The following is a 19164-nucleotide window of genomic DNA, read 5'->3' on the forward strand; positions in this document are numbered from 1 at the left end:
AATGGAGCAATCCATAATAACATCAGAGGTGTATGTATGCTAAAAGTTAACCGAGATGATGAACGTCCCATCTGGCAGCAGCTTCTGGATCAAGCAATCCATAATATTACGACCGGAAAATGGCCGCCAGGCGAATTACTGCTCCCCTCCCGCGAACTCGCTCCATTGATTGGCGTTTCCCGTTCAACCATACAGATTGTTTACGAGGAATTATTCAGCCGCGGGTACACCGTCACCTCTCGTCGCGGCGGGACAAGAGTTAGCGAATGGTCATATGCCTCACGTCCATCAGAGGATACGGCTACCCAAGGACCCGTCCTCCCTGAATTGCCCTTATTAAACGCTGCAGTTGGCCATTTACACAGTTGGTTCGGAGACAAAGAACATCGGAAAGTAGACATCGATTTCAGTCCCCATGAGCCTTATCTGGACGAACATTTTCAAAAGAATTGGAGACAATCTTTTTTACATGCGTCCACAGAAACAAACCTGGACAGTTGGGCTTACGGTAACGCTTATGGCTTCCTGCCGCTGCGAGAACAGATTCAACGTTATTTATCCCTTGAACGGGGCGTTCATGTGAATCTCGATCAAATCATATTAACTTCAGGCGCACAACATAGCATTGATCTAATCGCCCAAGCCCTTTTACATGAAGGAGATACGGTTTCGGTTGAAGATCCCGGCTTCCCTGCTGCCTGGATGGCGCTGAATTATCGGCGTATGCAAGTTGTATCCGTTCCGGTCGATGAGTACGGGCTGTATGTCGACCGCATTCACCCTCAATCCAAACTTGTGTTTGTTACGCCATCCCACCAGTGTGCGGTTGGAGTTATTATGTCGGAACCTCGCAGGCAACAATTGTTACATATGGCTGCTGAACAGCGGTTTTGGATTGTTGAGGACGATTACGACAGCGAATTTCGATATCGCGGCGACCCACTTCCAACCTTGTTCAGTCAGCGTCCTCAAAACACCTTGTACATGATGAGTTTTTCCAAAATGGTTGCTCCTGGAATTCGCATCTCGGCAATCATTGGTCCCAAAGAGGCTATTCGCCGGCTTGCCCAAGTTCAAGAACTAACCTATCGTCATCTTCCAATTATGGAGCAATTAACGCTTACTCATTTTATTAAACATGGTCATTTCATGCGCCATATGAGACGAGTTCGAAATGTATATCGGCGCAGACACGAAGCTATGACGAAAGCTATCATCGCGACGGGTCTGAATGAACACTTTACACTAAGCGGCGTAGAAACAGGGCTGCATATGCTTCTTGAGGCAGAACCATCGTTTGACGAAGAAGCCATGACGAAGTTAGCGCTCGAAAAAGGTATTCGTGTTTATCCGCTTAGCACGTATGGTTTGGAAAGCAATCGAAAAGGATGGGTACTGGGTTTTGCTAAAATAGATGAAGCTGCCATTGAAGAAGGCATTTATCGTCTCGCGGGGTTGCTTTTATAATACCAACAACCTCGCACCCGTCTTTTGACCCGCGCTATCCCTGTTTTCATGTTCCCACCTTCTATTGTTTTGGTTCCGCTTGCTGTACTCCGCTTGATCTGTATTGCTTTTTATGAAATTTCCCATGAATCAATAGATGTGCTGCCAAACCCGCAACAAGTCCCCAAAATGCGCCACCGACGCCAAGTAGAGTGACATTCGCGGCTGTCGCTAAGAACGTAATCAATGCAGTCTCCCGTCCCTTGGGATCCGTTAAAGCATTGGCAAGACTACCACCAATGGTGCCAAGCAATGCCAATCCCGCTAATGTCGCGATAAAGGTAGCCGGCAGAATCAAAAACAGAGCAGCCAACGTCACGCCAAAAATGCCGACAACAATATAGAAAATGCCACATGCAATGCCTGCAATATAGCGTTTTGTGGAATCCTCATGCGCATCTTTCCCTGTGCAAATCGCTGCCGTAATGGCTGCTACATTAAAAGCATGCGAGCCAAAAGGTGCTGCAAGAAGTGAACCCAGACCCGTTACGGTCAAAATCGGATTTGCGCTCGTCTTAAACCCGTCATTCCGCAAAACGAGCATTCCAGGCATGTATTGTCCTGTCAAAGTAATAATAAACAGCGGCAATGCAACACCTAATGTAGCATGTAGTGAAAACTCCGGAACGACAAATACCGGTGATGCAATCGCCAAGTGGATCGTGCTGAAATCCGCTATTCCCATAACAATCAAATAAATCAGTCCGATGGCCAGTATGCCAACAATCGCATAGCGGGATGTAAACCGTCTTAACACGATATAAGCGGCAAACAGGACAACGACAAGCAATGGATCAACTTTCGCTCCCCCAAAAGCTGAAATGCCAAACTGCAGTAAAATGCCTGCTAGTAGTCCAGAAGCAATACCTGAAGGAATAAGCCGGACAAATCGTTCGAACATGCCCGATAATCCTAAAACAATAAATCCTACGGCAGAGATTATGTAAGCTCCAATGGCTTCCGGATAAGGGGTTACCGCTAAGGCCGAAACGAGAAAAGCCACGCCTGGTGTTGACCAAGCCGTAATAATCGGTTCCCGGTAACGATAACTTAGCCAGATCCCGGTTATGCCCACTCCAATGGAGATGGACCAAATCCAGGAAGCGGTCATTTCGGGACTTAAACCCGCGACTTTTGCTGCCTGAAACACGAGAATAAAGGTGCCTCCATAGTTGACAATGACAGATATTAAAGCGGCTATGGTTGGCGATATCAAATCGCGGCCGCGCAGCGAAGGGGATGTTGTTGTATTCATGAGTGTTCTCCTGCCTTTCTCCTAATCGTCCTGTTGCGCGTGTTCGTTCCAGTAATAGCTGTCCGGCAAGTAACGCTGGCCGAATACGCTTGTCCCTACACGGATGATGGTAGCTCCCTCCTCGATGGCCACCTTATAATCACCGGACATGCCCATCGAGAGGATATCCATTTGCACACGAGGGAAATTTTTCTCTCTGATTTGTGTTTGAATACATTTTAGTAACCGGAAGCAATGCCGGGTCTCATCGTTGGTTGCATTCAGTTTGCCAATCGTCATTAAGCCTTTCACGTTTAACGTTTCGAACTGGGACAACTGTTCTACCAACTCCACTGCCATTTCCGGAGGAGCACCAAATTTACTTTCTTCATAGGACGTGTTGATTTGCACCAAAACATCCATGGTTTTGTTCTCTTTAACGAGCTGATGGTGAAGGGCCTGCCCCAGTTTCAAACGGTCCACAGAATGAATGAGCGTAACATATTTGACAACGTCCTTCACTTTATTCGTTTGCAAATGTCCGATAAAATGCCACTCTACCTGATTGAACTGCTGCATAAGCGGAAATTTGCCCCGTAGTTCTTGTGCTTTGTTTTCCCCGAATAGAGTCTCCCCCGCTTGTATAGCCATTTGCAATTTTTCAAGCGGTACGGTTTTGGTTGCCAACAACAATTTCACGTCCTCTATCTGGCGACCCGATGCTTGGCATGCCAATTCCATCTGCTGCTTCACGGTTTTGAGATTCTCTTCAACGAAATGCTCCATGTCTTCTCCCCTTTCTGCTGCACGTACAAGTCCATCATGACAACCTGCACGCTATTCAAAATTAAGTCCTGTTGTCATCCGCTTCTTAGAGCCATTCGACTCTCCTCCTTCTCTATGTTTACGCTAGTATATCAACAGATGGATTGTGGATATATATCCAAAACTGATGTAATCGAGCAATCCATAAAAGCGCACATTCCATTCCAACATCTTAGAAAGAAAAAAAACGAACTCATTCCCTGAGAGGAATGGTTCGTTTGTTTCTACTGTTTTATGAATACGGACCATTCAGGGTCTTTGTATCGTTTATCCACCACTTCCCTTACCAGTATAAGTTCCTCCGGAATCTGATCTAAACCCGGAATCCGGAATTCATAAGGCTGCTGTGTGTTACGATCCCCCATGCTGATAAATCCCTCTCTCCAATGATCAGTCAGAGTATTTACGAATGATGATGCTCCCCTCATAGTTACCTCATACTGCTTGCCTGCTGAATCATAGGCTTTCCATTCCTCGTGTCTTATTTCATTTTCCATTTCCCCGTAGAATGAGACAGCCATTTCAGAGATTCCGTCGCCGCTTTGCGATTCCTCAAGCGAAGTCCCAACCAACTCCACTCTATCATTCAATATTTTAAAGGCTTTGGGCTCGGTCAGCTGCGACGGTTTAAAGGAAACCCTGCTTCCGTCCTTTTCCGCGACCGAGTATCCATCCAGGACAAAACGGTACGGTTCATGCTCAGGCAGGTACTTGAACGTATAACTCCAACGCATTTTTCCGTTTCCTATCACTCTATGATCAGATGTCATCAGGCTGTTCATGTACCCCATTTTTCTCGGATTCATCGAATGAATCTCTTCTCCTTCTATGGTTTCGAAATGATAGCTTAGCATCTGCTTTTCCCATAAATCACCGGGGGATCTTCCCATTGCTTCATCATCAAGCTCGGTCTCCAGTTCGAACCGTACTCCTTGTACCATTCTCGTCAGCCTTTTTAATGTGATCGTCATGCCGTTCGGCGTTGTGTAGCTGCCAGACAATTCCTCTATTTTGGTCTGCTTGTTTGCTTCTTTCATATCCATGTCAAAGATAAAGTTCCAATTTCCTTCTATTGATGGTTCGTTCCTTTGTCCAAGCGTCCCAATATTCCCTTCTATCGTAATCTTGTCTGTTTGCAGCGGCTCACTAAAGAAAGCAACCATATAATAAAAATCGCTCGTGTACCCCATATCGTACATGCTGCCTACTTCGTTTCCTTTGTCATCTTTGATCGTAATCTTGTTCGGATCAATAAGGGCAAGCTTGTTGCGATCATGCTTCCCTTTTCTATCAAAAAGTTGAAGAGCAATCGTCACTCGGGTTGGATCCGCAACAGCTTCATCAATGACCAGCGTGTAACCTTCGTCCTTCACTTTAATATGGGGATCATGCACCAGTCCCAATTCTTGGGCTCGCAGGAGTCCGATATCCGAGTTGTCCTTGGCAAATAAAGACCTGAGCATTTCGGCAAATGTCGGCACTGTAAAGATTGAAACCGTACCTAGGACGAAAATGAGGGCTATAACTGCTGCTGCCCATCTCCATCGTTTAAGGGGATATTGCTTTTTCATATTCTGCTTAGAAAGTGAGGAAAGCGTGTTATCCACAGCAAGCTGTACTGTATCAGGAATGACCAAGTCTTGTGTTTTGGACTTTAACAATTGTTTAAGCTCGCGGTCGACCGGATCATGATAATTCATATTTGGCTTCTCCTTCCCCTAGGACGAGCTCGGATAATTGCTGTCTAGCCCTGAATAAACGTGATTTTACTGTTCCTTCGGAAACTTCAAGCACTTTGGATATTTCCTTGACCGATAAATCCTCGATATAAAAAAGCGTCACGATGGTTTGAAGCTGTTCATCCAGTTTGTCAATCACCTCAAACAGCTCGATTTGTTCATAATCACCCTTATATGATGTCTTTCTCATATCATAAGGGACAGGGTGTACTTGTTTCTTTTTCTTAATAATCCGATTACACTCGTTGATCAAAATTCGAATAATCCATGTTTTAAAATAAGCCGGCTTTTTCAGTGTATGTACATTAGAAAAAGCTTTAGCAATCGTCTCCTGCATCGCATCTGCACAATCTTCGTCGTTTTTAACGATGGATCTTGCTATAACAAATAGGCTTTGTTGAACAGCTTTTATTAAGTACATGAAAGCTTCCTTATCCCCTTGTCTTGCTAGCTCTGCTTTCTCTGGTAAATCCACGCGTAGTTCCCCTTTCCCCTCAAGTCCTTCTTCTAATTAGATCATCAAAGACTTGATCTGGTTCACAAGAAAAACACGACCTGTTGAAGGTCGTGCTTAACACAGGCGGTAATATTCTCGAAGTCGCATTCAGATTTAGGCGCCGGTTGCCTTTGCAAGCTACACCCCTAAAGTGTCATCCTATACTTAAAAGGCAGCCGATCATACTGGCGGCTGCCTTCAACTTATTATTCAGCTATGGTTCCCGTTCGCTTAGATAGGCTTAACAAGGGCTTATATCTGTTCCTTTTCCTTCATCCATTCTTTATATTCTGGTAAAGTATATTCGTCAGTTTTTACGACGGTCCAATGGTTGTTCTTATGTTCTAAGAACAGCTTAATTAAATATTCCCCTCCGGACTCATCAAAATCATCTCTCAAACAAATCATACTTGCATGAATAAGAACTTCCACGTTATTATCGTTTATCGATTTCACTTTAATTCGTTCATCATCTTCAATATTATAATTGGCATCCAACAAGTTAACATTTTGATTTAAGGATTCAACCTCATATTTCTCAATATTAACACCTTGCTTGTGGTCAATATTTTCTTTTAGATCTGGGTAATGATCCCACAAAATATGAATATCCTTGTTAACCACGGCTTGTGTTCTATAATACATGTACTCTCTGACTGGCGTTATATATTTCACCCAATCCGATGGTTCTGGCTCCACAAAACCTTCTATTTCTAATTCATTAGTGAGGTTTTCTGTTGAGGTCGTATTTTGCTGACACCCGATTAAAGATACGAAGAGTACAATCAATATACTTCTTAAAAGAATCATCATACTCTCCCCCTTCATTATATGACGATCTTAATTTCCATAAGTTGCAACGTTAAATTACCCTTTCGCTCTCCTGACCATTAGTTAAATAACTTTACACGTTAACGCACTCGTTTAACTATAGTGTGGAAACTGATCGCACATAAAAAGAGACATTGCTTCCTTCAAGTTTTTATTCTGGCTCATATATTCAAATAAGATGGTCGATGTGAGCACCGTTTCAGAATCTTCGATATGAATATTCCAGCAAGTTGGCTCCTCTTGGTTATTACTTTCCCTTACGATGCCATATGCTACACCTAACTTATCGATCATCTCATGAAGAATCTGATCCACTTCGCTGATCCATTGATCATTATCAATCTCACTATTTTCCTGAGAATTACCAATATTGCAGTTGTCCATCATACCTTACCCTCCTCATGTACACACGATAGATGTTTCACGAGCCTTTGTTTGTTGAACTTTCGTTTTCGTTACTAAAACAAAAAAATCTTCGATAATTACTCCCCGAATCAAGTATCGAGCCCCTCTTCAATTGTTCTTGCCAACAATATTACCACATACTGGGGGCAGTGATCCTTGCCTGCTATGCAAACCAAACTGCATGTCAGTTTATTGTTTCGATGCTGTTCCCCATCAGACATTCATCTCATCAACTATGAATCACCAAAATGGCGATTTTTTGCGTCCTTGCTTTATGATCCTTACGTGTTCTCGTCACTTTTGTATTCTAAAATATCTCCAGGTTGGCATTCCAGCGCTTTGCAAATGGCTTCTAAAGTTGAAAGCCTAATGGCTTTGGCCTTTCCATTTTTCAATATAGAAAGGTTAGCCATTGTTATTCCAACCCTCTCCGAAAGTTCGGTTACGCTCATTTTTCGCTTAGCCAGCATGACATCAATATTGATTATAATCGCCATAGTATCACCTCAGACCGTCAAATCATTTTCAGATTTTATATCAATTGCCTCTTGTAGAAGCTTTTGAAGAACTGCAGCAAAAACGGCAATCACCATGGACGCAAAAATCAGTGCCATTCCGATGAGTATGATACCTGGGGCATCGTCTTTCTCCGCAATCAGATAGAAGAGTGGCATACCTACCACAAACAAGCTGCTGATTATGGTTGCACAGTATTTTATATTCTTTAGAACGCGCACGGATAATTCTGAAAAAGCTTTGTTCTTGTCAATATAGCCTATAAGCTTATAAGCCTGATACAAAGCAAAATAAAAAGGTATCGCTGCTGCATACAAATCGATGAAAACGAGATATTTCAAATAAGTATGATCTGGATACAATTCTGCAGTGAAATTCGCTATCCTTGGTACCACAAATATACACAATGCAAGAATTGGGATTCCAATAAGAATAACAGCTATCCTTAGAAAGAGTGTGGATCCACGTTTCATTAAAAGCACCTCACTTCATTATTATGAATTTGATTTTATCAATAAATTTATCGTTTTACAATAAATATTTACTGTTTATTATTATATTTATATTGATATTAAGATATGAAGGCCTTCCTCAAGGAATGGCCTTCATTTAAACGAAATCAATCTGAATCATTGCACTTGCTACCATAAAAAAACACACCCTAAAACTAGGGTGCGGAATGTATTTTCTAAGTATATGCAGTTCGTTGTTCTATTAAAATACTTTTATAATTTTAGTTATTTAAAATGGGTATATCTCCAAGGAGTTTCTTCAAGTTAATGGAGTCCCACGGCAAATGCTCTGTTATACCTAATCCAACGACATCTGTCGCTTCAGATAATTCTTTAAGCAAACTCACTAGTTGAGGCATTTGCATGGTTCCCTTAGGAGATAAATTAAAGGGTTCTTCAGGGTTAGCGAATAATAGAGAACGAAATGCCTGTGGATCAAGTACGTCTAAATCAAGGTGAATAGCTAGGTGCTTAATGCCGCTTTCTTTGATCCATTCTTTTATAGATTCAGTACTGCTCGCTAACTCTTTCGTTCCGGCCGTTCGAATACCAAGTCTTTGAATCATTTCCGTGTCTGGTTCTGTAGGTGCAACACCTAGTCTTTGAAACGCTTCTGAAATCACTGCAAGTTCTTCTTCTGTAGGAGTCGCTAATCCTGCAATAAAGACATTTTCAGGTTTTAGCGGGATTTTCACATGTTTTGCAAACTCCTCATCTCCCTCTCCCAAAAGATTCCCGAGAGGTAATGCGTGCCCGTTATCATAGCCGACATAATTGACCAAATCAGAGTGAGCGTCGATCCATATTAAACCTAATTCCCCATCGTACCGCTCGTTTAAATAGGCAAAAGGAGCTTGTTCAACTAAGCAATCACCGCCAAACATGACGATGCGATCTGGCTTATGAGCTTCAATAAGATGATGAGCAGCCTCTAGCTGTTTAAGCAGCTGTTTTCTTCCATTCATTCCATCCTCGTTTTCTAGCGGAGTTCCATCATAAGTTTGAACCGGTACATGGATAAGGGGCTGATCACTGTCCGGAGCTAGCCAAGCAAGCAACTCGGCTCCAAAAGAGTAGTTCGGGTTGTTTCCCCCTTGCCACTGTGGCATTAACAGGCGTATTGTTTTTTTAGTCATTTGTTTCTCTCCTTTACATCAAAGTAAGGTTAGTATAGACTGAGCACAAATAAAAAAATAGTACGCACAATTATGATAGGTACTACCCGAAAGGATAGTGTTAAGTATGAGTATGGCTGAATTTAAAGGTAAAGTTAAAAATGTTCAAGATACACCTTTTGGATATACCATTTCAATTATTGGTGGTAAATGGAAAATGGTTATTATGTACCTTTTGGCAGAAAACCAAACCGTTCGCTTTAATGATCTGAAAAGACAAATAGGAGCAATCACTTACAAAACATTGAGCTCACAGCTCAAAGAATTGGAAGCTGACGGCCTGGTGTCATGCAAAGAGTATCCTCAAGTTCCGCCAAAAGTCGAGTACAGTCTTACAGATAAAGCGGAAACGCTATTACCCATCTTGGAACAGTTATGTGAGTGGGGAGCAAAAAACCAACACCATTAAGCCCAGCAAAAATAAAAAAATGGCGATCCCAGGGAGTTCATCCCTGTACCGCCATTTCCAAAAGAGTCAATTAAGCGGCTTTAGTCCTGAATTTCTTCAGGGTAAGGCCGTTTAATTTAATTTGCCATTTGAATAATTATGACAATGCCAGCCTGGCATTCATGTCTTCCTCCGCCGTTGTAATCAGCTTCAGGCTGAACATGTCGACCAGGATGTCCAGGACCCCATTGGAGATGAACTCCGGTGGTTTCGGTCCAATTCGGATATCTTGAATGCCCGACTGAATAAGCCCAGCAGAATAGCAACGGCCTTTTGCTCAAACCAGGACAGCACGATGCTGACGGGCAGCTCATTGACCGTACACCCGAATGCATCGGCCAACGCCAGTGCAATTTTGACGGTGCATTGCCCCAGATCGATATAACGAGGAATGCCTGTATCGCCAACGGTGAGGTTACGTTTAAGTAAAGAGTAATTATTAGAAATTTAATTTTTAATATTTCTCTGAATTATATCATTATAATGATATAATGTTTCAAGTAACTTATCGTTTTTGATAAAATCGGATTTCCGCAGACATGAAAGAATGCAATGGAGGATTTTCACCCAAATGACCATTCACAAGCTCAGATCATTCATCGTATCCACTTTCCGGATAAACTGGAATCACTTTAAGTCGAAGCTGCTCTTAAGATACGTTCTGTCTTATATTCTGATCTTCCTGATTCCCCTGACGGGGGTAACCATTTTCGTTTATGATAGCGCTGTCAACGGACTTCGTTCCGAGATTGAACTATCCAACATTAATCAATTGAACCAGGTCAAAATGAACATCGACTCCCGTATCGCAGAGCTTCGGGAGATTTCAGGCCGAATCGCTTATGACAGACGCTTAACTCCTTATATGGTTCGTGATTCTTATTACAGGGTGGAAGCCATTCAAGCTTTGGCCAACTATAAGGCGAACAGCAGCATCATTGAAGACATTTTCTTATACTATCATAACGACCCGGTTATCTATTCTTACCGCGGCCTAACGAATGTTAACGTTGCGTTCGATTCCTTTTATCGTTATGAGAACTGGAATCTGGAAGATATAATCGTTGCTCTGAACGAAACGAATCAGATGTTAATACGGCCTGCCGAGAATGTTACAATCAACAGCTCTAGGCAGGAGGCGATGCTGACTATAATCGTACCTATTAAGCCCAATGCTCCCTATCCCTACGGAAGTGTCATATATATGGTGAAAGAGTCCAACCTTACCGGGGTCATGGATTCCATTCTTAGCGATTTCACCGGGAGCAGCTACATCTTCAATCAAAATGATGAAGTGCTTACAGCCAACCATCAAGGCGTATCCCTGTCTCAAGAACATCTCGGGACATTGGCTGCGCTTGATGCCGGCATACACAATGTCTCCCTGAAGAATGACAAGTACTCCGTCGTATCCGTCAAATCCGGGGAGAATGGCTGGAACTACATGACCATCATGCCAAGCTACCAGTTCTTCAGCCGGGTCGCTCATGTACAGACGCTCATTCTCATGGTGTTTGGCATCGCAGTCGTAACCGGAGTGCTCGCCGCTTTTGTACTGGCTAGACGCCAATATCACCCGATTAAGGACTTGATGGAATTCGCCAAGCTCAGAGTCAACGATACCCCAGAGCCAAGAACGCGCAATGAATGGGATTGGATTCGTCAGACCCTTCACGATTACAGTGCCCGTATCGATATGCAAGAACCCTTCGTGCGCAACCAATGCATGCTGCTTCTACTGAAGCACGGCAAGCCGGATGATCCCGAAATCGAGCGAATGATCGCCGGAGTCGGACTGGAATCTCCCCAAGAACAAGTCATTTATTTCTGTGTGATTCTGTCCTGGGAAGAAAACGATGCGACCGAGGATGTCCAGAATGATCGTCAGCAGGTGCATGAAATTCTCAGCCATGTTGAACCATCAGGGCTTCATGCGAATATTTACGGCGTTGAATTCTCAGCCGATAATCAATTTGCGCTGATCGTATCACTTCCTGACCCTGGTCAAGATTTGCTGAAGCTCCGGATGGAGCAGATCATTCGCGCGGTCCAGGAATTGATCTCCGAGAACACGCGGCTCGATCCGAGCATGGGCGTAGGTACGCCTTACCGGAGTTTAGGGCAGCTGAACCAATCCTTCATCGAAGCCGCAACCGCACTGGAGCACCGAATGGTTGGCAGCAGCCGCATCACCTATTTCGACCAATTGGCAGAGCAGAGTCATCCTGTCGCCAAAGGCGTGTGGCTTCCAAGAAAATCGCTGCTCAAGCTGGAGCAAAGCCTGAAGCAAGGCAACGAGTCGGTGGCTGTGCAGATGATCGCCGAGATGATGGAGACCATCCGGAGCGAACCGCTGCAGATTCATCTGCTGCGCTGCATTTGCTTCGATCTGCTGAACGCACTGCTTCGTTCCGCCTCCGAGGTCGGAATGAACGAAGTATTCAGCAATATCTCGGACTATACGTCGTTTGAGACGCTTGAGGAATTCGAGGACAAGCTGTTGTCGCTGACGACAGAGGTTTGCGAGAAGGTTGAGCGCAACCATGAGCAAGCAGCGCCTAAACTGATCGATGATATCGTACATTATGTGAATCAGCAGTTTGCCGACTATACGCTCAGCCTGGAGCATGTTGCCCTTAAATTTTCCGTCTCTACCTCTTACTTAAGCCGCAGCTTCAAAGAGAAGACCGGGATCAGTTTCTCGCAGTATATCTGGAAGAGGCGCACGGAAGAAGTCATTCGGCTGCTTGTGACGACAAGCGCTCCCCTGAAGGAAATCATCGAACAGGTGGGCTACCTGGATGCACCCAATTTCATCCGCAAATTCAAGAAAGAAACCGGGCTTACGCCCGGTCAGTACCGCAAACAACATCACTCGAATAGGCTGGATATATAACAGAAGGGCCCTTTAGGAGATCTTGTCTCGAAAGGGCCCTGATGCTTCTACTTCACTTCACTCACTGCGGTTCGTTCAAGATATGCTCTACCAGCTCATCGACCGGCACGGTAGCCAGTGCAATTGCAGTATCGGTCACACCATAATAGATATAGAGCAGGCCGTCTTTGACCACGTTTCCTGTCGGGAACACCACATTCGGAATTTGATAACCGAATTTCTCATAATATGTTTCCGGTTCCATAATGAAATTCTTAGTTCTTGCTATGACCTTCTCAGGGTTGTTCAGGTCAAGAAGCATCGCCCCAACACGGTAAACGACCTTATCATCAACGCCGTGGTAAAGGACCAGCCAGCCTTTATCGGTTCGCACAGGTGGCGTTGCTCCGCCAATTTTCCTGGATTCCCACGCCGTATTCTCGGCCTTGGCCAGAAGCTTCGGCTCTTCCCAATGAACCAGATCCTCTGAGTATGTAATCCACATCGCCGCGCTGTCCGTTCCGTAAGCCGCACCCACGTATTCCTCCGGACGGCGCAGCAATACATATTTTCCGTTAATCTTCTCAGGGAACAAAATGTTGTCACGGTCGTTTATGTCGAGTGGTGTCGTATCTGCAACGAATTCCCAGTCGATCAGATTGTCCGACTTCACAATCGAAGAGCGAGTGAGCCAGTGGCCTTCCTCCTCTCCCCACCCGTCCGGATATTTCGGAATCGAACGCTCCGGTATGCCCGCTCCTGTCGGATAGTAACTCATGGCGCACGGCCTAAGGGCATAGTTTAGATAGTACGTGCCGTCAATTTTGACAATCCGCGGGTCCTGGACGCTTCCATATGGAAAGCCCAGCATGTCAGGAGTCACGATCGGCTCGTCTTTTACGTGCGTAAAATTCACTCCGTCTTCACTCTCCAGCAGTCCCAAAACATTCTTGCAAGGCGTTAGCGAGCCTGCGGTACGCTCGATCATGTAAAACTTGCCGTTGTCGATAATAACCGCAGGATTGAATACGGTGACTTTACGCCATTCGTACTTCCCCGGAACGACGATCGGATTGTTCGGATGTCTCGTAATTTTCATAGACTATGCCTCCACATTTGTATGATATTCAGGATTTAATCAGGCCCACTGGAATTCTGCTAGGCACAATTTATGTTTAGTTCGACTTCCAGCGGTCATATGCACCTTGGTAGATTTCAACGACCCGATCGGCACCCATTTTCTTCATCGTACTCAGGTAGTTATCCCAATTTGACAATGGTTCTGCTCCGGTAACGAATTTCGCCTCCATCTGTTGTACATACGTGCTCAGATCAGAGTTCAGACTGTTAATCTCGGTTTGCTCTTCAACGGTAAGAAACAAAGCAGGGAACGGAGGTCTGGCTCCGCGATCAAGCAGCTTTTCCTTCGTTTCCTTCTCAACCCACAGATCAAAGTCGGTCTTCAATCCTTTATTAATATCGTCCGTGTTGATGGTAGGAGCCGGAATGCCGTAATTTGGCGTCAAGGTCGCACGGTAATCCTCCATTTCCTTGCCGTCTGGAACAGGCAGATAGCGCTTCACACGATTGGCTTCATCCGTGTACTCCCACAGCTTGCCTTCAGGTCCTTTGTTGAAAAAGAGCGATCCTTCATAAGAGTAAAGGTAGTCCACCCAACGCATCGATGCTTCAGGGGCAGGATTGGTAACCGTGATTGCAAAAGCTCCCGTAGTAATCCCTCTGTTCTTGGCGATGGCCGGCTTGTCTACCAAATCGCTCTTCACCGGAGCGAACATCGGATCTTTGGTGGACGGTTCTCCCCCTTTGGTCATGTAGGCATGCCAGTCGGAGAACAGGGCCACCTGATTGTTCTGTGCCTTGGCCTTTTTCTGTTCTGCGGTTTGTGAATAGCTTTCGTGGTCAAGCAGATCCTCTTTCCATAGACGGTTCATATAGACCAGATACTCTCTGAAGCCCTCTTCTATCGGGGTATAATGAACAACATCCTCATCATCAACATAAATTTCGTCTTCATAAACGCCGAAAGCGCCAAGAAGCCAAGTACGAATATCCCGAGCATTGGTCGTTGCTGTCGATACGGAAGAGATCGGGATTTCATCGGCGACACCATTGCCGTTCGGATCTTCTTCTTTTACCCGCTTCAGGAAGGTATAGAGCTCCTCGGTCGTCTCCGGAAGCTTGTCGATATTCAGGGCCTCCATGAAATCTCCGTTATACCACATCGGGTTGCGATACCAGTGCTGGCTTAAATCGATCGCAGGCAAGGAGTAGATATGCCCATCAGGAGCGGTAATGGATTTACGGATCTCGGGAATCTCGTCCATCAGCGCCTTGAAGTTCGGAGCATATTCCTCGATAAGCTCCTCAAGCGGAATCAGAATTCCCTGCTCGCCATAGTTCATCTGTTCAGCCGCCGTCAAGCCTGCAGCATAGAAGACATCCGGGTAATCGCCGCTGGCAAATACGAGGTTCTTCTTCGTATCAAAGCTATCCTTCGGAGCGTTTAAGTATCGGAAGGAAATGCCCGTCATTTCCTTCATCTGCTGCAGAACGATCATATCCTGCCAGTTCTGAACACCGACATCAGGTGCCATCATCGTCAGTGTTAGTGGTTCATTAACAATCGGGAAGCCTTCCTTATTCACTGCGGCTGCTTCTGTTGACTTCGTACCAGTAGTCGTATCGCTGGCCGAACTGCATCCGGCGAGCAGAGACAGGGCCGTCATGCCCGTCAACACCAGCTTCCAAGGTTTGCTTGTCATCTTCATCCATGTTTCCTCCCTTTGAATACTCAAGTTCATATTTTTATAAAACGCTTTCATCATCCTTTTACAGAGCCAATCATGACCCCTTGGACAAAGTATCGCTGTAAAAAAGGATAGAGAGCCACAATCGGCAGTGTCGATACGACGATAACCCCGTATTTGATCAGTGATGCGGTTTCGGCTTTGGAATTCATTGCCCTGGCGGCATCCCCGCTGATTCCCGCGCCGGTCGTCTCCGCCGTCATTTCCTGAAGAACCAGAATCTGCCGTAATACCATCTGCAGAGGGTACTTGCTCTCATCGTTGAGATAGATCAGAGCCGGAAAATAGCTGTTCCAGTGACTGACCCCGTAAAACAAAGCCATGACTGCGATAATCGGTGCGGACAACGGCAGAATAATGCGGACGAACAGCTTCAGGTTGGTACAGCCGTCCATGTATGCCGCTTCCTGCAGTTCCTTCGGGATCGTCGTCTGAAAGAACGTCCGGGCAACAATTATATTCCATACCGATGCTGCTACGGGAAGAATGAGCGCCCCCATCGTGTTGATCAGCCCCAAATTCCGGACTACGAGATACGTTGGCACAAGCCCTCCGGTAAAGAACATCGTGAACAGAATAAATCCCAAGAACAGTTGACGACCGACTAAATCAGACCTGCTGAGCGCATAGGCTGCAGGCAGAGTTACGGCCAGGTTCAACAGCGTTCCTATCCCAGTATAGACTATCGTGTTCAGATATCCGTTCCAAATCTTCGGGTTTTCGAAGACCAGCTGGTATCCGGCCAAGGTAATCTCCTTGGGAAACAGCCACATCGCACCCGAATTCACCTGCTGCGGGCTGCTGATCGATGCGCTGAGAATATAAATAAGCGGATAAAGAACAACAATCAGAGCGATGGATAAATAGATATAGACGCTGCCAAGAAATACCTTGTCCCACTTCGATTCCTTCATAGCGGTAACCAATGTACTTTCCCCCTTTCTACCATAGGCTGTTCTCGCTGGTGCGTCTGGCAATCCGGTTAACCGTTACCAGTAAAATGACGTTGATAACGGAGTTGAACAGGCCAACGGCTGTCGAGAAGCTGTACTGCGCGTCTACCAGACCGGTCCGGTAGACATAAGTTGAAATGACATCAGAAGACTCCATATTCAGTGAGTTCTGCAGCAGCAGTATTTTTTCGAAGCCTATCGTAAGAATGTTGCCCATGTTCAAAATTAACAAAATGGTGACGGTTGGGAGTATGGCCGGCAGGTTGATGTGCAACAATCGTTTGAAACGACTGGCCCCATCCACGATCGCAGCTTCATGCTGCTGGGGATCGACACCGGACAGCGCAGCCAGATATATAATGGTCCCCCATCCAGTGCTTTGCCAGACCCCAGACAGAACATATACGGTCTTGAACCAGGCCGGATCCGACAGAAAATTCGGCGCGTCGATGCCCATCCATTTGATAAATTGGATCAGTATGCCTGTGGACGGCGATAAGAACGTAATAATCATACCCGCCATGACAACAACGGATATAAAATGAGGCGCATACGTAACGGTCTGGACTATTTTCTTGAAGGGACCCGTCCGGATTTCGTTGAAAGCAAGCGCCAGGATGATCGGCAGCGGAAACCCGATTAACAGCTCGTAGAAGCTGAGGCTGAACGTATTCCACAGCAAATCCCAGAAATAGTAGGAATGGAAGAAACGCTCAAAATGATCGAAACCCACCCATGGGCTGTCCATGATTCCTTTGCTAGGGATAAAGTTCTTAAAGGCAATCTGGATACCATACATGGGCGCATAGTGAAATACAAGGAAATACAGCATGACCGGCACCAAGAACAGATAGAGCTGCCAGTTCACCCTGATTCTTTTACCAAGAGACGTTTGGTTTACACCCTTATTAGGCGGCTTCGTTTCGCGATGGATTGAACGTCTTTCGGATATCACAGCAAGTAGTCTTTTCCCCTTCATGCTTCCCCTCCTTTCTCAAATATCGATTCATGTCAGGTTATCTGGTTCACTTACGTACATCACGTTTCAGTGATTAACAGGTAACGCTTACATTCCAAAGTGTAGAGAAGACAACATGACATCGTAAATGTGTAAGATGTGCATTGTCATCCGTCTGTCCGGCGTAATCCCGCTGCTATCATCAATTTTCTCATTCGAATCTCCGCGATCATTGCTCATATATGATGTTGAGAATGTGTGAATTATGAACCAATATCAAGTTTCATAAGTTACATATTGTGCTCCATCAAGCATTGTACGAACACCGCCTTCGAACACCGAACAACTCGCAGGAGAACAAGGAAAGACAAAATAAGATACAATATAGGAGAGAATCCTAATGAACCTGCCAGCCTCTATTATTGAGCATTTGAATGAAGCCGAAAAGCGGCTTAGCCATCATCCCAAACTGCAAAGATGGTACGGACACTGCTAGCCTTGAGTCGGGTAGCTTTCGCTCGCCCACAATTTGCTCAAGAAGAATCAATAACCAAAAGCCAGAAATGGCAGTGTAGGGATTACCTCCCTAGCACCGCCATTTCCTTATTATTGTTGTTTCTTTCATCTATCGAGTGGTCTTTTCGAGCGAACAGATCTTAACTTTTGGGACAATCTCTTCTAAGGTTGATCCATTGAAGCAGTGAATCAGAGTTGTAACACGGTTATTAACTCGTCTCCACTGCTTTCGCCGTTGTCACGGAAACCGTAGCTTTCATAAAGCTTTTTGGCGGCCATGTTATCAGCCTTATAAGAAATCCAACAGTAATGTGCTGGCCCTGCCGGAAAGGTACGGATAAATTCCAAGATTTTTGTCATGGCTTTTCGACCATAGCCCCTGTTCTGGTATTGCTTGTCCATCATCAGCCGCAGGATGCAATAGCTGTCGTCTGCGATTGTCGGGAGTTCGTACCCGGTGATTCTATAAGTAATCATAACAAAACCGACCGGCTGTTCATCCGCGTAAATGGCAAATGGAAATGGATGTCCGTCATTGGTTGCAAGGACATAACACGAAGCCACGCTCGACAGATTGGACGCAACGAAGCGCCGTTGATCTTCTGAAACTTCCAGATTAAATATGGCACGTCGGTTTTCTAACGTGATTTTTCTGAGTGTAATCATGCAAGACTTCTCCCCTCATTATCATGTCTTATTCGTTTTGCGCCGCGGTCGCTTATATAACATACAATTTATCCAAAAAAAGTAATAGACTTATATTGAATTTTTTTATATACTATCATGTATCTATGGCTTTATTGGGTATCAGAAATATCAGTCAACCGGCACATCCTTGTGCCGGTTTATTTGTTGTTAATATAAGCTGCCCCTTAGCATTCCTGTAAATGGATACTCCAGATGGAAAGCATTCATTTTGCTCGTTGTCGCTTATTCATCTGTTCCACCGCATTCTGCTAACTCATTGGGATTGACCGTTAACTTTCAGGCTGCCGCTAACCATGTCGATTGGGGAATTAAAATTGACCGAAAAGGTACTGGAAATGGTAAAGGTCAAGGGGATCAGCGGCGAAGGCGAAACTGCTCACGGTGAACATTTAAAAGTAGAGGCTGAAGATACATTTTAATGAAGTAACCCCCCATAAAGTCGATATTGTTGGAAACCCATATGGGAAACCAATCATACTTTAGGGGGGGTTATGAGGAAGGAGCTGATTGAACAACTCTTGAGCGGACCGTGATTCCGCTATTTGTGAACAAAGGTGCTAAGCATAAGGTTAAGCGGACACAGGTTCCGCTATTACCGATATATCACCGCAAAATCAGGGAAAAACCGAGAATAACGGA

General features: G+C 45.0%; 18 protein-coding genes and 1 pseudogene. 4 read left to right on the top strand and 15 right to left on the bottom strand.

The features are described from left to right. Nucleotides 1–36: 36 nt before the first annotated feature. Nucleotides 37–1467, top strand: a complete 1431-nt coding sequence (locus tag NYE54_RS18750) for a PLP-dependent aminotransferase family protein (RefSeq protein ID WP_339265278.1) — start codon at nucleotides 37–39, stop codon at nucleotides 1465–1467. A gap of 61 nt (nucleotides 1468–1528) precedes the next feature. Here the strand turns inward: NYE54_RS18750 and NYE54_RS18755 are convergent, their stop codons facing one another. From NYE54_RS18755 to NYE54_RS18795, 9 genes are all read right to left on the bottom strand, one after another. Next, nucleotides 1529–2761, bottom strand: a complete 1233-nt coding sequence (locus NYE54_RS18755) for a benzoate/H(+) symporter BenE family transporter (RefSeq protein ID WP_339265280.1) — start codon at nucleotides 2759–2761, stop codon at nucleotides 1529–1531. A gap of 21 nt (nucleotides 2762–2782) precedes the next feature. Continuing rightward, nucleotides 2783–3526 (bottom strand): YggS family pyridoxal phosphate-dependent enzyme, encoded by a 744-nt coding sequence (locus NYE54_RS18760; RefSeq protein ID WP_339265282.1) that lies wholly within the window; start codon nucleotides 3524–3526, stop codon nucleotides 2783–2785. Between the two features lie 263 nt (nucleotides 3527–3789). Next, nucleotides 3790–5265, bottom strand: coding sequence for a DUF4179 domain-containing protein (locus NYE54_RS18765; protein ID WP_339265284.1), 1476 nt, complete (start codon nucleotides 5263–5265; stop codon nucleotides 3790–3792). Then, nucleotides 5252–5779 carry a sigma-70 family RNA polymerase sigma factor gene (locus tag NYE54_RS18770; protein WP_339265286.1) on the bottom strand — a complete coding sequence of 176 codons (528 nt, stop codon included), beginning with the start codon at nucleotides 5777–5779 and terminating at the stop codon, nucleotides 5252–5254. The genes NYE54_RS18765 and NYE54_RS18770 overlap by 14 nt, the downstream gene beginning before the upstream one ends. Nucleotides 5780–6052: 273 nt before the next feature. Then, entirely contained in the window at nucleotides 6053–6613 is a 561-nt protein-coding gene (locus tag NYE54_RS18775; protein WP_339265288.1) for a hypothetical protein, read from the bottom strand. Nucleotides 6614–6724: 111 nt separating this feature from the next. Then, nucleotides 6725–7018: a hypothetical protein gene (locus NYE54_RS18780; protein ID WP_339265289.1), complete on the bottom strand. Its 294-nt coding sequence runs from the start codon at nucleotides 7016–7018 to the stop codon at nucleotides 6725–6727. Nucleotides 7019–7317: 299 nt separating this feature from the next. Next, nucleotides 7318–7533, bottom strand: a complete 216-nt coding sequence (locus tag NYE54_RS18785) for a helix-turn-helix transcriptional regulator (protein ID WP_213646620.1) — start codon at nucleotides 7531–7533, stop codon at nucleotides 7318–7320. Nucleotides 7534–7542: 9 nt separating this feature from the next. Next, a complete protein-coding gene (locus NYE54_RS18790; protein WP_339265292.1) occupies nucleotides 7543–8025 on the bottom strand; it encodes a DUF2975 domain-containing protein in 483 nt (160 codons plus the stop codon). 260 nt (nucleotides 8026–8285) lie between these two features. After that, complete coding sequence (locus NYE54_RS18795) at nucleotides 8286–9200, bottom strand: arginase family protein (RefSeq protein WP_339265293.1); 915 nt, start codon at nucleotides 9198–9200, stop codon at nucleotides 8286–8288. 106 nt (nucleotides 9201–9306) lie between these two features. On the opposite strand from NYE54_RS18795, the gene NYE54_RS18800 reads away from it, so the two are divergent. Then, complete coding sequence (locus NYE54_RS18800) at nucleotides 9307–9648, top strand: helix-turn-helix domain-containing protein (protein WP_339265295.1); 342 nt, start codon at nucleotides 9307–9309, stop codon at nucleotides 9646–9648. A 136-nt stretch (nucleotides 9649–9784) separates the two neighbouring features. Here NYE54_RS18800 and NYE54_RS18805 read toward each other — a convergent pair. Continuing rightward, nucleotides 9785–10086, bottom strand: a pseudogene (locus NYE54_RS18805) (hydroxylamine reductase); the annotation flags it as partial. Between the two features lie 172 nt (nucleotides 10087–10258). Here NYE54_RS18805 and NYE54_RS18810 point away from each other — a divergent pair. After that, a complete protein-coding gene (locus NYE54_RS18810) occupies nucleotides 10259–12583 on the top strand; it encodes a helix-turn-helix domain-containing protein (protein WP_339265297.1) in 2325 nt (774 codons plus the stop codon). A 61-nt stretch (nucleotides 12584–12644) separates the two neighbouring features. Here the strand turns inward: NYE54_RS18810 and NYE54_RS18815 are convergent, their stop codons facing one another. The 5 genes from NYE54_RS18815 to NYE54_RS18835 all read right to left on the bottom strand — a co-directional run bounded on the left by NYE54_RS18815 (nucleotide 12645) and on the right by NYE54_RS18835 (nucleotide 18483). Then, nucleotides 12645–13661 (bottom strand): glycosidase, encoded by a 1017-nt coding sequence (locus NYE54_RS18815; protein WP_339265299.1) that lies wholly within the window; start codon nucleotides 13659–13661, stop codon nucleotides 12645–12647. 76 nt (nucleotides 13662–13737) lie between these two features. Continuing rightward, nucleotides 13738–15351 carry an extracellular solute-binding protein gene (locus NYE54_RS18820; RefSeq protein ID WP_098745742.1) on the bottom strand — a complete coding sequence of 538 codons (1614 nt, stop codon included), beginning with the start codon at nucleotides 15349–15351 and terminating at the stop codon, nucleotides 13738–13740. Nucleotides 15352–15404: 53 nt separating this feature from the next. Beyond that, the gene (locus NYE54_RS18825; protein WP_076321589.1) at nucleotides 15405–16316 is read right to left on the bottom strand and encodes a carbohydrate ABC transporter permease; all 912 of its coding nucleotides are present in this window, start codon (nucleotides 16314–16316) and stop codon (nucleotides 15405–15407) included. Nucleotides 16317–16332: 16 nt separating this feature from the next. Further along, nucleotides 16333–17322 carry an ABC transporter permease subunit gene (locus NYE54_RS18830; protein WP_339265302.1) on the bottom strand — a complete coding sequence of 330 codons (990 nt, stop codon included), beginning with the start codon at nucleotides 17320–17322 and terminating at the stop codon, nucleotides 16333–16335. Between the two features lie 684 nt (nucleotides 17323–18006). Next, nucleotides 18007–18483 carry a GNAT family N-acetyltransferase gene (locus NYE54_RS18835; protein ID WP_339265303.1) on the bottom strand — a complete coding sequence of 159 codons (477 nt, stop codon included), beginning with the start codon at nucleotides 18481–18483 and terminating at the stop codon, nucleotides 18007–18009. Nucleotides 18484–18818: 335 nt separating this feature from the next. Between NYE54_RS18835 and NYE54_RS18840 the strand changes: the two genes are divergently transcribed. Beyond that, a complete protein-coding gene (locus tag NYE54_RS18840; RefSeq protein ID WP_339265305.1) occupies nucleotides 18819–18944 on the top strand; it encodes a hypothetical protein in 126 nt (41 codons plus the stop codon). Nucleotides 18945–19164 lie beyond the last annotated feature (220 nt).

The sequence above is a fragment of the Paenibacillus sp. FSL K6-1330 genome, assembly GCF_037976825.1.
GTDB lineage: Bacteria > Bacillota > Bacilli > Paenibacillales > Paenibacillaceae > Paenibacillus_AQ.